Consider the following 15,004-nt stretch of genomic DNA (forward strand, 5'->3'; position numbering starts at 1 on the left):
CGGCCGCATGGGACCTTGCCGCCGACTGGCTCAATGGCCACGGCGTGTTTGCGCAGCGGGTTGGCGTGGAACCCCGCCCGGACCTGTTGATGGCCTACTGCGCGGACCATGGGGTGGCTGAGTGGGGGCGCTGCGTGGGGCTTTATGAGGCGGGCAGGGTGACGGAGGCGGACTTGGCCGACTCCCGCCGGTAAGCCGGAAGTCACTTCGGCCCTGTGACGGCGCCGATACGGTGGCTCACCATCCTCCCGTCCTCGCCCACTAAATGAACGTCCGTTTCGTCGGGGTCTGGCGGATAGTGTGAGGGGGTCCACCCTGCGCCTGCCATCGTGGCCGCAATGTGCTCGCTCACCTGTGCGTAGGGACCGCTGCAATACCAATCCATGTGGGTTCCTCGCCCCCTGATCGAGGCAATCAGGCTGCCAGCGTCGCGGAAAGTGTATGCTGCCTCCGTCCCGTCGCTATGGGTCCAAATGATATTGGCGAGAGCGGACCACATCGCCTGCGCATTGTCGTCGGACTCGCATATCCATGCCCCGAGGGCCGCCGCAAGGGCGACTTCAAAGGCGCTTTCGGGAACGAAGTTAGGCTGATCACTCATCAATGTTGAACCTCGGGAACCTCTCAAAGGCCCTCACCTGCGCCGCGATGCTCACCTCACCATAGGACCCGCCCACGGTTCCCGCAGCGTGCCCGCAGATGCCATCCAACACGCTATCCTCAATGCCGGCCTCGCGGCCCACGGTCTTGAAGAGGTGGCGCCATCCGTGGTTCGGGGCGACCTCGGGGTCCTTCACGATCTGCCGGGCGAACTCCGCGAGGCGGTTCTTGGTGGCCTGCCAGACCCCGCGAATGTCGCCCTCCGCCTTTGGCGCCACGAACAGATAGCCGGGCTTGGAGCCGCCAACAAAGGCGGGGAACCCGAGGTCCACGAGGTGCGGGTGTAGGACGACTTGGCGGACCTCTTTGTCCTTCACCGTCCCGGCCTCGGGGGTAATGGTGATGACCCAATTCCCTCCGACCTGGCGGACGTCCTCTTTGCGAAGTTGCACCAGTTCGCCCACGCGGGCACCTGTGTAGGCGCAGAGCCACGGGACCCACCGCTTAGCCGCGAAGAGCTTGGGGCTTTCCCTTCCCCTCACGTGCTCCGCAGCCTGCTTCAGGATCGCCTTGGCTTCGGCATCGGTGAACCCCTTGGACCGTGTGCGGGTGGCCTTTGCGCGGGTCACCTTGACGCCTTCGGTTGGATCCGAGGTAAGCTTTCGGTTCGCCACGGCCCACTTGAAGATGGACCGAAGGCCGGCGATGTCGCTGTCACCCACCGTCTTGGGGCTGACCCCTTGGGCAAGGCGATGGTCCTTGAAAGCGATGATGTCATGGACGGTGAGGGCCGCAGCGTCGTCGTGCTTCAGGAAGTCCGCGAGGCGGCCCACGGTGTTGCGATAGCTCTCATAGGTGCTGATGGTCCGGCCCGCCGCCTTGGCCTCTGTCCACCACGACTCAACAAGCCCTTTGAGGGAGACCTTGGGGGCCGGGCTCGCGGTGGCCCGCCCGGGCTCCTCCCACTTGGGATACCGCGCGGCCTTGGGGTCCGGCGAATAGTCGCCATCGGCGTTACGCTTGCGGCTCGCGAAGCCATCGCGGAGCGCCTCCCAGAAGACGCGAAGCAGAATGGCCCTCGTCTCTGGCGTGACAGAGGGGATGCCCCTGGCGAGCAGCCGGCGGCTAACGAGCGGGCCAACATGTGGCTCAAGGTCCGCGGGCTCTGTGCTGGCGCCAAGGGCTTCCCAGCGCTCTACAACAGCAACCCAGGCGGCGCGTGTCTCTTCGAGCGTGGGCGGCGTGTCCAGGGTCCACTTGCCGTCAAACCCAATGGTCCCCGAGACAGTCCGCTCGTTGTCCTCGCCGGCAGCCCAAGAGAGATAGAGGTCGTGAGATAGAGCGGTTGCCTGCTTGAGCGTAAGGGAGACCGGGGCGTTCTCGCGGAGGCTCCGCCAGATGGCTTCGAGGTACGCCGCGATTTCCGCTTGGCGGACCTTGGCCTCGCTTGGATTGGTGGTCCGCAGAGACAGCCGGATGAAGGGGGTCTTTTCCGTGATGGTGAGCGGCACGATGGTGCCAGCCAGCGGGATGGCCAGCTTGAGGCCGACCACACGGGCCTTCAGGTCGGCCGGAATTCGCTGGATGAAGTAGGGGACACGGGAGCCGCTACGACGCACGGGCCGAACCACGCGATAGAGCATTGTCTGCCACCATTGTTACACAGTTCCGTGGCGTGTAACTCTCTGACAATGCTTAACTTATTGTCCCCGTTCAAGAAACGGGTGGGAATGGTGCCCAGAAGAGGACTCGAACCTCCACCTCTTGCAAGACTGGTACCTGAAACCAGCGCGTCTACCAATTCCGCCATCTGGGCGTGGCGCTGCTTCTAGGGGGAGGGCGGGCGGATGTCAACGCCGATTCACATGCCTCCGCCAGCATTTTGACGGTTCGGTGAAGCGGCTTCCGGTCGTCGCTTCGCCTTGCCTTTGACACCATGCTGGGCTTGGGTGTGGCGGATTCCAAGGAGGTGTCGGGTGGCCGCAGCGATTCTCGATGAAGCCCTGCTCTATGACGGCTGGAACCGCCTGCTGATGGTGAAGGCGCGCACGCCGAGCGGCGCCGTGATCCATCGCAGCGTCGAGGACCATGGCGATGCGGTGACCGTGCTGCCCTTCGATCCGGTGCGCCGCATGGCGCTGCTGGTGCGGCAGCTGCGGGTGGCGCTCCTGCGCGGGCATGGCCTCGCCGATTCGCTCGAAGCGCCGGCCGGCATCCTCGACGAGGACGATCCGGCCGCCTGCGCCCGCCGCGAGGCGATGGAGGAGGCGGGCCTGCTGCTGACCGACCTCGTGCCCCTCGGCTGCGCCTTCCCGATGGCAGGCGTCTCCACCGAGAAGATGCATCTCTTCCTCGCCGAATACGGCCCGGCGAGCCGCGTCGGCGCCGGGGGCGGCCTGTCCGAGGAGAACGAGGAGATCGAGGTGGTCGAGATCGGGCTGGCCGAGCTCGCCGCCATGGCCGACGGCGGCAGCCTGACGGATCTCAAGACCTATGCGCTGGTGCAGACCCTGCGCCTGAAGCGGCCGGAGCTCTTCGGCGGCTAGAGCGTTTTGTGTTTTGACGGAATCGGCAAAACGCAAAGACGCGTCGAAAAACAAAGAGCTAGAGCAAAGCGCCGCTTCTGCCTAAACGCGCTTTGCTCTAGCGGCGGCGCCCTTCCGGCGCTATTTGCGGACGGCGTGCGCGCCTTCGGCGATGCGCGCCACCAGGTCGAGCACGGCCGGCACCGTCGCCGGCGTCGCGCGGCCTTCGGCGTCGAGCGAGGCGCGCACCGCCTCCACCAGGGCCGAGCCGACGACGACGCCGTCGGCGCCCTCGGCGATGGCGCGCGCATGCTCGGCCGTCCGCACGCCGAAGCCGACGCAGACCGGCAGGTCGGTGTGCTGCTTGATGCGGGACACGGCGGCGGCCACCGCGCCGAAATCGGGTGTGGCCGAGCCGGTGATGCCGGTGATCGAGACGTAATAGACGAAGCCCGAGGTGTTGCGCAGCACCGTCGGCAGGCGCTTGTCGTCGGTCGTCGGCGTCGCCAGGCGGATGAAGGCGAGGCCGGCGGCGAGGGCCGGCAGGCAGAGCTCGTCGTCCTCCTCCGGCGGCAGGTCGACGACGATGAGCCCGTCGACGCCGGCGGCCTTGGCGTCCACCAGGAAGCGCTCGACGCCGTAGATGTAGATCGGGTTGTAATAGCCCATCAGGATGATCGGCGTGGCGTCGTCGCCCTTGCGGAAGTCGCCGACGAGCGCGAGCGTCTTGGCCAGCGTCATGCCGCCCTTGAGCGCCCGCAGGCCGCCGGCCTGGATCGCCGGCCCGTCGGCCATCGGGTCGGTGAAGGGCATGCCGATCTCGATGACGTCGGCGCCCGCGGCCGGCAGGCCGGCGAGGATCTTCGCCGTCGTGCCCGCATCGGGATCCCCCGAGGTGATGAAGGTCACGAGGGCGGCGCGCCTGTCGGCGGCCAGGGCTTGGAAGCGGGCGGTGAGGCGGCTGGTCATGGCAAAACCCTGGGAAGCGCGGACGTCCTCGCCCGCATCTTGGAAACGATGGGTGTCTCGCGGCGCACGGGCCGGCCGCCCGCGCGGGAGCGGCTAGCGGCCCCGGCTTTCGAAGATCTCGGAGACCTGCGGCACGTCCTTGTCGCCGCGCCCCGACAGGTTCACCACCATCAGGTGGTCCCTGGGCAGCTTGGGCGCGAGCTCGATCACCCGGGCGATGGCGTGGGCCGGCTCGAGCGCGGGGATGATGCCCTCGAGGCGAGAGAGCAGCTGGAAGGCCTCCAGGGCCTCCTCATCCGTCGCCGACAGATAGGTCACCCGGCCGACATCGTGCAGCCAGGAATGCTCCGGCCCGATGCCGGGATAATCGAGGCCGGCCGAGATGGAATGGGCTTCCTCGATCTGGCCGTCGGCGTCCATCAGGAGATAGGTGCGGTTGCCGTGCAGCACGCCGGGGCGCCCGCCGGCGATCGAGGCGGCGTGCAGCCCGCTCAGCCCATGGCCGGCGGCCTCGACGCCGAAGATCTCCACCCCGGCATCGTCGAGGAAGGGATGGAACAGGCCCATCGCGTTGGAGCCGCCGCCGATGCAGGCGATGAGGCTGTCCGGCAGGCGGCCCTCGGCCGCCATCATCTGCTCGCGGGTCTCGCGGCCGATGATCGACTGGAAGTCGCGCACCATGGCGGGATAGGGATGGGGGCCGGCCACCGTGCCGATGCAGTAGAAGGTGTCGTGCACATTGGTGACCCAGTCGCGCAGCGCCTCGTTCATGGCGTCCTTCAGCGTCTTCGAGCCGGACTGCACGGGGATGACCTCGGCGCCCAGCATCTTCATGCGGAAGACGTTGGCCTGCTGGCGCTCGACGTCGACGGCGCCCATATAGACGACGCATTTGAGGCCGAAGCGGGCGCAGAGCGTCGCCGTGGCGACGCCGTGCTGCCCGGCGCCGGTCTCGGCGATGATGCGCGGCTTGCCCATGCGGCGCGCCAGCATGATCTGGCCGAGCACGTTGTTGACCTTGTGGGAGCCGGTATGGTTGAGCTCCTCGCGCTTGAGGTAGATCTTCGCCCCGCCGAGATGCTCGGTCAGCCTTTCGGCGAAATAGAGCGGGCTCGGCCGGCCGACATAATGCACCAGATGCCCGCCCATCTCCTTGTGGAAGGCCGGGTCGACGCGGGCCTCCTTATAGGCCTGCTCGAGCGACAGGATCAGCGGCATCAGGGTTTCCGCCACGAAACGTCCGCCGAACTGGCCGAAATGACCGCGCTCATCGGGTCCGTTGCGGAAGGAATTGAGCTTGGGCGCTTCGGTCATCGAAGGGGGGTCTCCGGAGGCGGGATGGGGGGCTGGAGGCGGGCGAAGGCGGCGCGGGCGGCCGCCACGAAAGCCCTGATCCTGTCGGGGTTCTTCACGCCGGGCCGGTCTTCGACGCCGGACGAGACGTCGACGCCGTCGGGGCGGCCGATGCGGACGGCGTCGGCGACGTTGGCGGCGTCAAGGCCGCCCGATAGCATGAAGGGCAGGCTGCGGTCGAGATCGCCGAGCACCGTCCAGTCGAAGGCGAGGCCGTTGCCGCCGGGCAGGGCCGAGCCCTTGGGCGGCTTGGCGTCGAGCAGCAGCCAGTCCGCGCCGGTGCGGTGCGCCTGCGTCCCCTGCAGGTCGGCGCGGGTGGACACGCCCACCGCCTTGAACACCGGCAGGCGGTAGCGGGCCTTGACGGCCGCCACCCGCTCCGGGCTTTCCCGGCCGTGGAGCTGCAGCGCGTCCGGCGCCAGCGCCTCGACGATCGCGTCGAGCGCGCCGTCGTCGGCGTCGACGCTGAGCGCGATCTTGCGCGCCCGGCCCGCGACCCGCGGGGCGAGCGCCGCCGCCCGTTCGGGCGTCAGATGGCGCGGCGACTTGGCGAAGAACACGAAGCCGACCATGTCCGCGCCGGCGGCGAGGGCCGCTTCGAGCGTTTCCGGTGTCGACAATCCGCAGATCTTGATCAGGGCCATGATGTCTGCAGATAGTGGCATCCTGCCGTGGATGCCAGCGAAATACGCACGGCTTCGGCCATTTGGGGCCGTCGCCGCGCGGGAAATGCCGCCTGTGCGAGCGTATGCCGGGATCGCGGGCGGCAGGCCCGCCGCGATCCCGCGCCCGGCGGGGTCAGCCCGCCTTCGGCCGGCGGGCGCCCTGGGTGTTCAGATAGGCGGCATAGAGCGTCGTGGTTCCGCAGATGAAGAGCCGGTTGCGCTTCGGCCCGCCGAATTCCACGTTGGCGACGACTTCCGGCACCACGATCTTGCCGAGCAGCGTGCCATCGGGCGCGTAGCAGAGCACGCCCTCGCCGGTCGAGGTCCAGACATTGCCGTGGATGTCGACGCGGAAGCCGTCGAAGAGGCCGACGGGGCAGGTCGCGAACACCGCGCCGCCCGACAGCGTGAGGCCGTCGGCGCCGACGTCGAAGACGCGGATGTGGCGGGGGCCGTCCTGCACATGGGTCGCGCCGGTGTCGGCGACATAGAGCCTGGATTCGTCCGGCGAGAAGGCGATGCCGTTCGGCTTGACGAAGTCGCGCGCCACGGCATCGATGCGGCTGCCGTCCGGCGACACCCGGTAGACATAGGAACCGCCGACTTCCGACGGCGCGGCGTCGCCCTCGTAATAGGAATCGATGCCATAGGTCGGATCGGTGAACCAGATCGAGCCGTCCGACTTCACCACCGCGTCGTTGGGCGAATTGAGGCGCTTGCCTTCGAATTCCGAGGCGATGGTGGTGCGGGTGCCGTCATGCTCGACGCGGGTGACGGTGCGCGAGAGGTGCTCGCAGCAGATGAGACGGCCCTCGCGGTCGACGGTGTGGCCGTTCTGGTTGCGGCTCGGCTGCTCGAACACCGAGACGGAGCCGTCGGTGTCGTCGTAGCGCATCAGGCGGTTGTTGGGGATGTCCGACCAGACCAGATATTTGCCGGCGGGGAAATAGGCCGGCCCCTCGGCCCAGCGCGTTCCGGTATACAGGCGCTCGAGATGGACATTGCCGAAGACGAGTTTCTCAAAGCGCGGATCGATGACTTCGAAGTCCTTGGTCAGCATGGCGTTTCCCCGATGATTCCGCGGCGGATCTTGCCGATCCGCCACCTTTCCGAAGAGGCCGGCCTTCGTCGATCCCGCTTTCGAACGCGGCGCCGACGAAGGCCAGAACCCTCATCCGAACGGCAGAGAGCATGGAATTGCGGTCAGGTCGAGGGGGCAAAACGCACGGCAAATAAAAAACGGCGCGGGATGATCGCCCGCGCCGATTCGATGCCGGAAAGCGTTTGGGCTTACTGCCCGGTCTTGATCTTGGTCCAGTTGCGCGTCCACAATTTCTGGATCTTGGCGTCCGGCGGCGTGGTGATGAACAGCTTGGCCAGGGTCGCGGCGTCCGGATAGATCGAGGTGTTGCTGAGGATGTCCGGGTTGACCGACTTCTGCGATTCGAGATTGCCGTTGGGATAGGAGACGTAGTTGGTGTTCTTGGCTGCGATGTCCGGGCGCATCATGTAGTTGATGAAGGCATGCGCCTCGTCGACATGGGCGGCGTCCTTCGGGATGGCCATCGAGTCGAACCACATCAGCGCGCCTTCCTTGGGAATGGCATAGCCGATGTCGACCAGCGGCTTGTCCGGCGACTTGGTATGGGCGTCGATCGCGCGGTTCTTGGCCTGGATCACGTCGCCCGACCAGCCGACGGCGAGGCAGATGTCGCCGTTGGCGAGCGCGTTGATATATTCGGAGGAGTGGAACTTCTTCACATATTTGCTGATGGCCACCAGCGCTGCGGTGGCCTTGGCGATGTCCTTGGGGTCCTTGGAATTGGGATCGAGCCCGAGATATTTCTGGGCGGCCGGGATGAGCTCGTCCGGCGTGTCGAGGAAGTAGATGCCGCAATCGGCGAATTTGGAGAGGATCTCGGGCTTGAAGATCACGTCCCAGCTGTTCATCGGCTGGTCGCCCATCCGCTGCTTGGCCTTGTCGACATTGTAGCCGATGCCGGTGGTGCCCCACATGTAGTTCACGGCGTATTTGTTGCCGGGATCATAGGTCTGCAGGCGCTTGACGATTTCGTCCCAGGCATATTTGAGGTTCGGGATCTTCGACTTGTCGAGCGGCTGGAACACGCCCGCCTTGATCTCGCGCTGCAGATTGGCGCCGGTCGGCACCACGACGTCATAGCCCGAATGGCCCGCATAGAGCTTGGTCTCGAGGACCTCGTTCGAATCCATGGTGTCGTAGACGACCTTGATGCCCGTGTCCTTGGTGAAGCTCTCCAGCACGGAAGGATCGATATAGTCGGACCAGTTGTAGACGTTGACGACCTTGTCCTGGGCCAGGGCCGGTCCGGCAAGCAGCAGGGCTGCCGTGGCGGCGAGGGCCAGTTTCAACGGATGCGGTTTCGACGCGGGCATCGGGAATACCTCCTCTGGATGAACGCGCGCGCTTTCCCGGACGCGGCGTCTGTGGTCGGCAAGCCGGAGCATCGCGGTGAGGTGCCCGGTCTTGCGGATTGACGGTGGCAGGCGGGGATCGATGCCTGGCTTACAGATAGGTCTGGTATTCGAGGTCCGAGATGCGCCGCTCGAATTCGGCGCATTCCAATTCCTTCATAATGGCGTAGATGCGCGAAAAGCGCGCGCCGAAATTGCGGGCATTGAACGCCGATCCGCGAAACCGTTCAACCGCCTCGCGCATGGTGGCGGGAAGCGTCGGCGCATCGGCGCCGCGGGCGAGGTCGTAGGCGTTGCCGCTCACGGGTTCGGGGGCGGGAAGGCACTGGCGGATGCCGTCCTCCATCGCGGCGAGGATGGCCGCGAGCACGAGATAGGGGTTGGCGTCGGCGCCGGCGATGCGATGCTCCACCCGCCGGGCCGCCGGCCCGCCATTGGGGATGCGCACCGCCACCGAACGGTTGTCCCAGCCCCAGCTCGGCGACACCGGCGCATAGGACCCGGGCATCAGCCGGCGAAAGCCGTTATAGCTGGAGACGAACATCAGCGCGGTGTCCGGCATATGCGCGAGCAGGCCTCCCACCGCCCGGCGCAGCAGGACCTCGCCCGTCTCGCCGTCCGCGAACGCGTTGGCGCCGGCCGCGTCGAGGAGGCTGGCATGGACATGCATGCCCGAGCCGGCGCAGTCGAGATAGGGCTTGGGCATGAAGCTCGCGCGCAAGCCGTGCTTGCGGGCGACGCCGCGGATCAGCCGCCGCAGCAGGACGGCGTCGTCCGCCGCCGCCATCGCGTCGCCGCGATGGTGGAGATTGATCTCGAACTGCCCGGGCGCGGCCTCCGATATCACCGAATCGGCCGGCAGCCCCTGGATCTGGGCGGCGGTCCGCATGTCCTGGATCACGGCGGCGAGGTCGTCGAGGTCCGAGATGGAATACATGTTCTGCGGCGCCGGACCCTCGGCGCGATGGAAGACGGTGCGCGGCGCGCCGCCCGGCGCGGCGTCGGGCCGCAGCAGGTAAAATTCGAGCTCGAAGGCGACGACCGGCCGCAGGCCCAGCTCGGCGAAGCGGTCGACCGCCGACTGCAGGATATGGCGCGGATTGAGCATCCAGGGCCGTCCGTCCGCCAGGTCCATCGACAGCAGGGCCTGCATCGTCGGCCGCGCCGCCCAGGGCACCGGCTTCAGCGTGCCGGGGACCGGCCGGCACAGGCCGTCCTTGTCGCCCGTCTCGATATGGATGCCGGTTTCCTCCACCTCGCGGCCCCAGACGTCGAGCCCGAACATCGACAGCGGCATGGCGACGCCGTCCTTGCCGATCTTGTCGAGGGCCGAGCCGGGAAGCCATTTGCCGCGCAGGATGGCGTTGGTGTCGGGCAGGAGGACCTCGATCGTGTCGAGGGGCGGCGGGCGGGAGGCTGCCGCCTCGTCCCCGGCGACGTCGCTGACGCCGAGCGTCTGAAAACCCATGATGACCGGACCTGAGGGCCTGTTGAGACGATGCCGACCGCACGCTGCGCTGCCGCCACGCGATTTCGGGCGGGGCGGCGCATCGGCGCCTTTTTCATGCCAATAATTGTGATCACAAATCGGGGGGATGTCAAACCGGGGAAGGCGATGGCGAGAGTCCTGGCGGGCACGGGGGCCGAGAAGACGGCGCAATTGCCGGACGCCCTGTATGCGCCGATGCACGATCGGGTCTATGAGGCGCTGCGCGAGGGCCTGATCGGCGGCGATTTCGTGCCCGGACGGCCGGTGACCCTGCGCGGCCTCGCCGACATGCTCGACGTCAGCCCCATGCCGGTCCGGGCGGCGGTGGCGCGGCTGGTGGCGGAAGGGGCGCTGGCGCTCACCCCGACGCGGCGCATCAGCGTGCCGGTGATGACCGCCGACCGCTTCGAAGAGCTCGTGCGGGTCCGCATCCTCCTCGAAGGCGAGGCGGCGGTGCGGGCCCTGCCGGCCGTCGACGCCGCGCGGCTGGCCGAGATACGGGCTCATGATTCGGCGCTCGAGCGCTGCCTCGCTGAGGGCGATGCGCAGGGCTATATGCGCGCCAACCACGCCTTCCACTTCGCCATCTACCGCGCCGCGCCGTCGACGGTGCTGCTGCCCCTCGTCGAGAATCTCTGGCTGCAGTTCGGGCCCTTCATGCGCCTCGTCTATGAAGGGCTGGACATGACCGGCCTCGTCGACCAGCACGGCCGGGCGATCGGCGCCATCGAGCGGCGGGATGCGGCCGAATTGCGGGCGGCGATCGAGGCCGACATCGCCGACGGCATGTCCATCATCGGCGGCATGGCGCTGCCCTAGGCTCGGCGATCGGCCGGCAAGGGATCTCCCGCCCGCTGCCGGGCCGCCGCCCGCGGTGCTGCAGCCGGGGCGCGCCAGGCGCGAGAGTCCCGCTTGGGACGCGGCAGACCTGCATAAAATACGCTGCGGGTCGCACGATATGATGATAAATTTATCTTTATCTTGATAAGGATAAGGGTATGTGCTGCCGCAGGCGGGGATTCGCCGTCGAGGCGACGCGTTCCGTCCGTCCCTGTCGGATCCGGATGGCGTTTGAATGGGGTGCGATCGCTGCTGCGCTGCGACGTCAAAGCAGGGCTCGGCTCTGGTGCGGATGTCATTATCGATTTCACCATCGCGCTGACTCGTGGCAAATTGGCGATGTTGACGAGTCCTCGACGCCACGCGTAGGCAGAGTAGGACGAATGTGCGGGGCGGACGGCCGGCAAGGCCGTGAAGGCATCTTCGATGTCCTCAAACTGACGCAATCTGTATGAATAGAGTAGAGCTACTCAATCTTTAATCGGGCGAAGCGCATGAATCTGAACAGGTTTCTTTATTTCGGCGATTTCATTGCCTGCCCGCTTGCCATTGCCGGCCTGTTGCTTGCCGTTCTGGCACAGGGCGACTTGACGGCGCTCGGCATGTGGTGCCTGGCTTTCGTGGCAGGCTGCATGGCCTGGACGCTGGTCGAATATGCCGTGCATCGCTGGGTCTACCATGCCGTGCCCTATTTCGACAAAATGCACGACGCCCACCATCAGGAGCCCAAGGGCATGATCGGCGCGCCCTCGTTCTTCAGCGTCGCCCTGATCTTCGCGATCTTCTACCTGCCCCTGTATTTTGCCAGCCACGTTTTCGCCGGCGGCTTCACCAGCGGCATCCTGCTCGGCTACACCGCCTACATGCTGGTGCATCATGCCTCGCACCACTGGGCCCTGAAGCCGGGCGGCCTGCTCTACCGGCTGCGCCTCAAGCACATGGTGCATCACTTCCGCGGCGAGGAAGGCAATTACGGCGTCATCACCTCCTTCTGGGATCACGTCTTCGCAACCTATATCGAACCGCAGCGCCGCCGCGCATCGTAGGCTGCCGCCGCGCCCTGCGGGGAGGCGGACGGGACGTCGGCGGTCTTCGCGGCGAGGCGGCTACGTCATGAACGCGAAGCGGTTGGGATCGTCCGGCTCCTCGGCCAGCGCCTTGCAATAGTCGGTGACCACGGCATGCGTCTCGCCGTCGGCGCGCATGCGCCCGCGGTCGATCCAGATCACGCGGTCGCACAGGTCGACGACCTGGTCGAGGTCGTGCGAGACGAACAGCAGCGTGCCGCGGGCTCGGAAATCGCGGATGATGCGCTGGCAGCGCTGGCGGAAGGCATCGTCGCCGACGGCGAGCGCCTCGTCGACGATGAGCACGTCGCCGTCCGCATGGGCGCAGATCGCGAAGGCGAGGCGGGCGCCCATGCCGCTCGAATAGAGTTTCACCGGCTGCTCGAAGAAGTCGCCGAGGCCGCAGAGGTCGCGGATCGCATCGAGCCGTTCGCTCACCTGCGCCCGCCTGAGGCCGAGGATGGCGCCGGAGAGATAGGCGTTCTCCCGTCCGGTGAGGTCGTAGTCGAAGGCGGCGCCGAGGGCGAGCACCGGGGCGATGCGGCCCTTGACCGTGAGCGAGCCGACCGTCGGCGCGGTGATGCCGCACAGGATCTGCAGCAGCGTCGACTTGCCGGAGCCGTTGCGCCCGACGATGCCGACCGCATCGCCCTTGCGGATGGAGAAGCCGATATCCCGCAGCGCCCAATATTCGTCGTAATAGCGCTTGCGGCCGCCGAACAGCACCTGCTTCACCTGATCGATCGGCCGGCGGTAGAACTGGTAGGCCTTGCCGAGGCCGCGGCATTCGATCGCGATCCCGGCCTCGGGCGCGCCCTCTGCCGGGGCCCCGGCCGGCGCAAGGTCAGATGATGTCGACAAGGATGGCCTTCTTTCGCATGAACAGGGTGCGGCCCCCATAGAAGAGCACTAGCGAAACGGCGAGGCTGGCGGCGTAGAGCAGGCCGTCCGGCCATTCCCCGCGCAGGATGATGGCGCGCATCATCTCGATGATGCCGGTCAGCGGGTTGCAATAGAGCGCGAAGCGCCAGCCCGCCGGCACGTTCGCCGCTTCGTAGAAGACCGGCGTGGCGAACATCGCCACCGGAATGATCGAGATGATCAGATGGTTGAGGTCGCCGGTCAAGGCGCCGATGGTCGAGAGCAGCCAGACGATGCCGAGCAAGGTGAGGCAGAGCGGGAGCAGGACGAAGGGCAGGGCGAGCCATGACCAGTGGATCGACTGGTTGATCAGCACGTGCCCGACCAGCAGCACCGCCAGCGCGATCAGCATGTAGACGCCGCCGCGGGCCACCGCGATCCAGGCCAGCACCTGCGGCGGAAAGATCGAGCGGCGGATGATGTGCTTGTGCTCGGCCAGCAGCAGCGGGGAGCGATAGGCGATCTCGGAGAAATAATTGAACACCACCAGCCCGACGAAGATCGAGAAGGCGTAGCCGAAGCGGCCGGTGTCCTGGCGCGCGGCATCGATCTTCAAGGCGCCGGAGAACACCAGCGTATAGACCGAGAGCATCGCCAGGGGCGCGAGGATGGCCCATGCCCATCCGAAGACGGAGCCGCGGAAGCGCACCTGCAACTCCCGCGTGAGAATGGCGCGGAACAATTCTCGTTGGCGCCAGATGTCGAGGAAGGGCTGCAGCAAGGGCTTTTTCCGGACGGGGAGCAGGAGGCATAGCCAAAGGCACCCGCTCCAACAAGGGGCATGGCGCGCCGGAGGTCGCGGTCTCGGTCACAGGAGCCGGGCCGGCCGACTATCGGGCCGGCGTTTCGGATTCCCCGCCGCGGCCGGACGCGCCGGCTTGCCGCGAAGCGATATTCGCGCCGGATTGTCCTTGCGCTCGCCCCATTCGGCGCTAGACGTCATGCGCTTCACCCCTGGAAGGCCCATGCCGGTCACCATCCGTCCCGTCACGACCAAGCGCGACCTGGCGCGTTTCCTTGCCCTGCCGCGCCGGCTCTATGCCGGCGAACCGCATTTCGTCCCGCCGCTGGACCATGACCGGGCGCAATTGATCGCGCCGGCCAAGAGCGCCTTCTGGACCCATGGCGAGGCGGCCTACTGGATCGCCTCGGACGCGGCGGGTCGGGACGTGGGGCGGATCTCGGCGCAGATCGACCATCTTGCCACCGGGCCGCAGCATGAGGGCATGGGCTTCTTCGGCTGCCTCGATGCGATCGACGACGCGGACGTGGTGGCGCGTCTCCTCGACAGCGCGCGCGCCTGGCTGGCCGAGCGCGGCCGGACGGCGATGCGCGGGCCGTTCACCCTGTCGATCAACGCCGAATCCGGCCTGCTGATCGAGGGCTTCGCCGCACCGCCCATGGTGCTGATGCCCTGGCATCCTCCCTATCTGCGGGCGCATCTGGAAGCGGCCGGCGCCCGGCTCGCCAAGGTGTTGAAGTCCTACGCCTTCGACCGGCGCCGCAGCGACTTGGCCGAACGGCTGCAGCAGCTCGGCATGGAGCGCCGCCGCCGGGGCCTCGACATCCGGACGATGCGCATGGACCGCCTGGCCGAGGACGCCGAACGGGGACGGCTGCTGTTCAACGGATCCTGGGCGGCGAATTGGGGCTTCGTGCCGGTATCGCAGGCCGAGATGGCGGCGATGATCAAGGCCTTCCGCCCGCTGCTCAAGCCGGAATACGGCGTGTTCGTCGAGAAGCGGGGGGAACTCGTCGGCTTCGCGCTGTTCCTGCCCAACGTCTTCGAGATCGCCGGCGATCTCGGCGGCGCGCCGTCGCCTCTGGGCTGGCTGAAACTCGGCTGGCGGGGGCTGACGCGGCGCTTCACCGGCGGGCGGGCGGTGCTGTTCGGCGTCGCCTCGCACATGGTCGGTTCGGTCTCCGGCGCGGGCGTCGCACTGGTCCTCGTCGACGAATTGATGCGCCGTGCGGCCGTGACCGGTGTGCAAGACCTGGAATGCGGTTGGATTCTTGATGACAACTATGCCATGACGAATGTCGTTGAATGGCTCGGGGCCCAGTCGACGCGCCGCTTCGGCGTGTTCGAAGCATCGACACGGTCCCCTCGCGCAGAGTGAG

At 67.0% G+C, this 15,004-nt stretch carries 13 protein-coding genes and 1 tRNA gene; 4 read left to right on the forward strand and 10 right to left on the reverse strand.

What is annotated here, in order from left to right:
• Positions 1-593: 593 nt before the first annotated feature.
• Both J3R73_RS10100 and J3R73_RS10105 read right to left on the reverse strand, forming a co-directional pair.
• Positions 594-2,243, reverse strand: coding sequence for a DUF6538 domain-containing protein (locus tag J3R73_RS10100; RefSeq protein ID WP_307425839.1), 1,650 nt, complete (start codon positions 2,241-2,243; stop codon positions 594-596).
• Positions 2,244-2,331: 88 nt separating this feature from the next.
• Positions 2,332-2,416, reverse strand: a tRNA-Leu gene (locus J3R73_RS10105).
• 160 nt (positions 2,417-2,576) lie between these two features.
• On the opposite strand from J3R73_RS10105, the gene J3R73_RS10110 reads away from it, so the two are divergent.
• Entirely contained in the window at positions 2,577-3,146 is a 570-nt protein-coding gene (locus tag J3R73_RS10110; protein WP_307425841.1) for an NUDIX domain-containing protein, read from the forward strand.
• Between the two features lie 120 nt (positions 3,147-3,266).
• Here J3R73_RS10110 and trpA read toward each other — a convergent pair whose 3' ends face one another.
• The 6 genes from trpA to J3R73_RS10140 form a co-directional block, all read right to left on the reverse strand.
• Positions 3,267-4,094: a tryptophan synthase subunit alpha gene (trpA, locus tag J3R73_RS10115; RefSeq protein ID WP_307425844.1), complete on the reverse strand. Its 828-nt coding sequence runs from the start codon at positions 4,092-4,094 to the stop codon at positions 3,267-3,269.
• 93 nt (positions 4,095-4,187) lie between these two features.
• Entirely contained in the window at positions 4,188-5,408 is a 1,221-nt protein-coding gene (gene trpB / locus J3R73_RS10120) for a tryptophan synthase subunit beta (protein WP_307425846.1), read from the reverse strand.
• Positions 5,405-6,091 (reverse strand): phosphoribosylanthranilate isomerase, encoded by a 687-nt coding sequence (locus J3R73_RS10125; RefSeq protein ID WP_307425848.1) that lies wholly within the window; start codon positions 6,089-6,091, stop codon positions 5,405-5,407. Before J3R73_RS10125 ends, trpB begins: the two co-directional genes overlap by 4 nt.
• A 154-nt stretch (positions 6,092-6,245) precedes the next feature.
• Entirely contained in the window at positions 6,246-7,172 is a 927-nt protein-coding gene (locus J3R73_RS10130) for an SMP-30/gluconolactonase/LRE family protein (protein ID WP_307425850.1), read from the reverse strand.
• A gap of 230 nt (positions 7,173-7,402) precedes the next feature.
• Positions 7,403-8,527, reverse strand: a complete 1,125-nt coding sequence (locus J3R73_RS10135; RefSeq protein ID WP_307425854.1) for a polyamine ABC transporter substrate-binding protein — start codon at positions 8,525-8,527, stop codon at positions 7,403-7,405.
• A gap of 130 nt (positions 8,528-8,657) precedes the next feature.
• Positions 8,658-10,034 (reverse strand): glutamine synthetase family protein, encoded by a 1,377-nt coding sequence (locus J3R73_RS10140; RefSeq protein ID WP_307425856.1) that lies wholly within the window; start codon positions 10,032-10,034, stop codon positions 8,658-8,660.
• Between the two features lie 147 nt (positions 10,035-10,181).
• Here J3R73_RS10140 and J3R73_RS10145 point away from each other — a divergent pair, with 147 nt between their 5' ends.
• Positions 10,182-10,874, forward strand: coding sequence for a GntR family transcriptional regulator (locus J3R73_RS10145; RefSeq protein WP_307425859.1), 693 nt, complete (start codon positions 10,182-10,184; stop codon positions 10,872-10,874).
• A 515-nt stretch (positions 10,875-11,389) separates the two neighbouring features.
• Complete coding sequence (locus J3R73_RS10150) at positions 11,390-11,941, forward strand: sterol desaturase family protein (RefSeq protein ID WP_307425864.1); 552 nt, start codon at positions 11,390-11,392, stop codon at positions 11,939-11,941.
• Positions 11,942-12,001: 60 nt separating this feature from the next.
• Here the strand turns inward: J3R73_RS10150 and J3R73_RS10155 are convergent, their stop codons facing one another.
• Together J3R73_RS10155 and J3R73_RS10160 are read right to left on the reverse strand one after the other, a co-directional pair.
• On the reverse strand, positions 12,002-12,823 hold the full coding sequence (locus tag J3R73_RS10155; protein WP_307425867.1) for an ABC transporter ATP-binding protein: 822 nt from the start codon (positions 12,821-12,823) through the stop codon (positions 12,002-12,004).
• The gene (locus J3R73_RS10160; RefSeq protein WP_307425870.1) at positions 12,807-13,604 is read right to left on the reverse strand and encodes an ABC transporter permease; all 798 of its coding nucleotides are present in this window, start codon (positions 13,602-13,604) and stop codon (positions 12,807-12,809) included. The genes J3R73_RS10155 and J3R73_RS10160 overlap by 17 nt, the downstream gene beginning before the upstream one ends.
• Before the next feature lie 244 nt (positions 13,605-13,848).
• Here J3R73_RS10160 and J3R73_RS10165 point away from each other — a divergent pair, with 244 nt between their 5' ends.
• A complete protein-coding gene (locus J3R73_RS10165; RefSeq protein ID WP_307425874.1) occupies positions 13,849-15,003 on the forward strand; it encodes a hypothetical protein in 1,155 nt (384 codons plus the stop codon).
• Position 15,004 lies beyond the last annotated feature (1 nt).

This window comes from Labrys monachus (assembly GCF_030814655.1).
GTDB lineage: Bacteria > Pseudomonadota > Alphaproteobacteria > Rhizobiales > Labraceae > Labrys > Labrys monacha.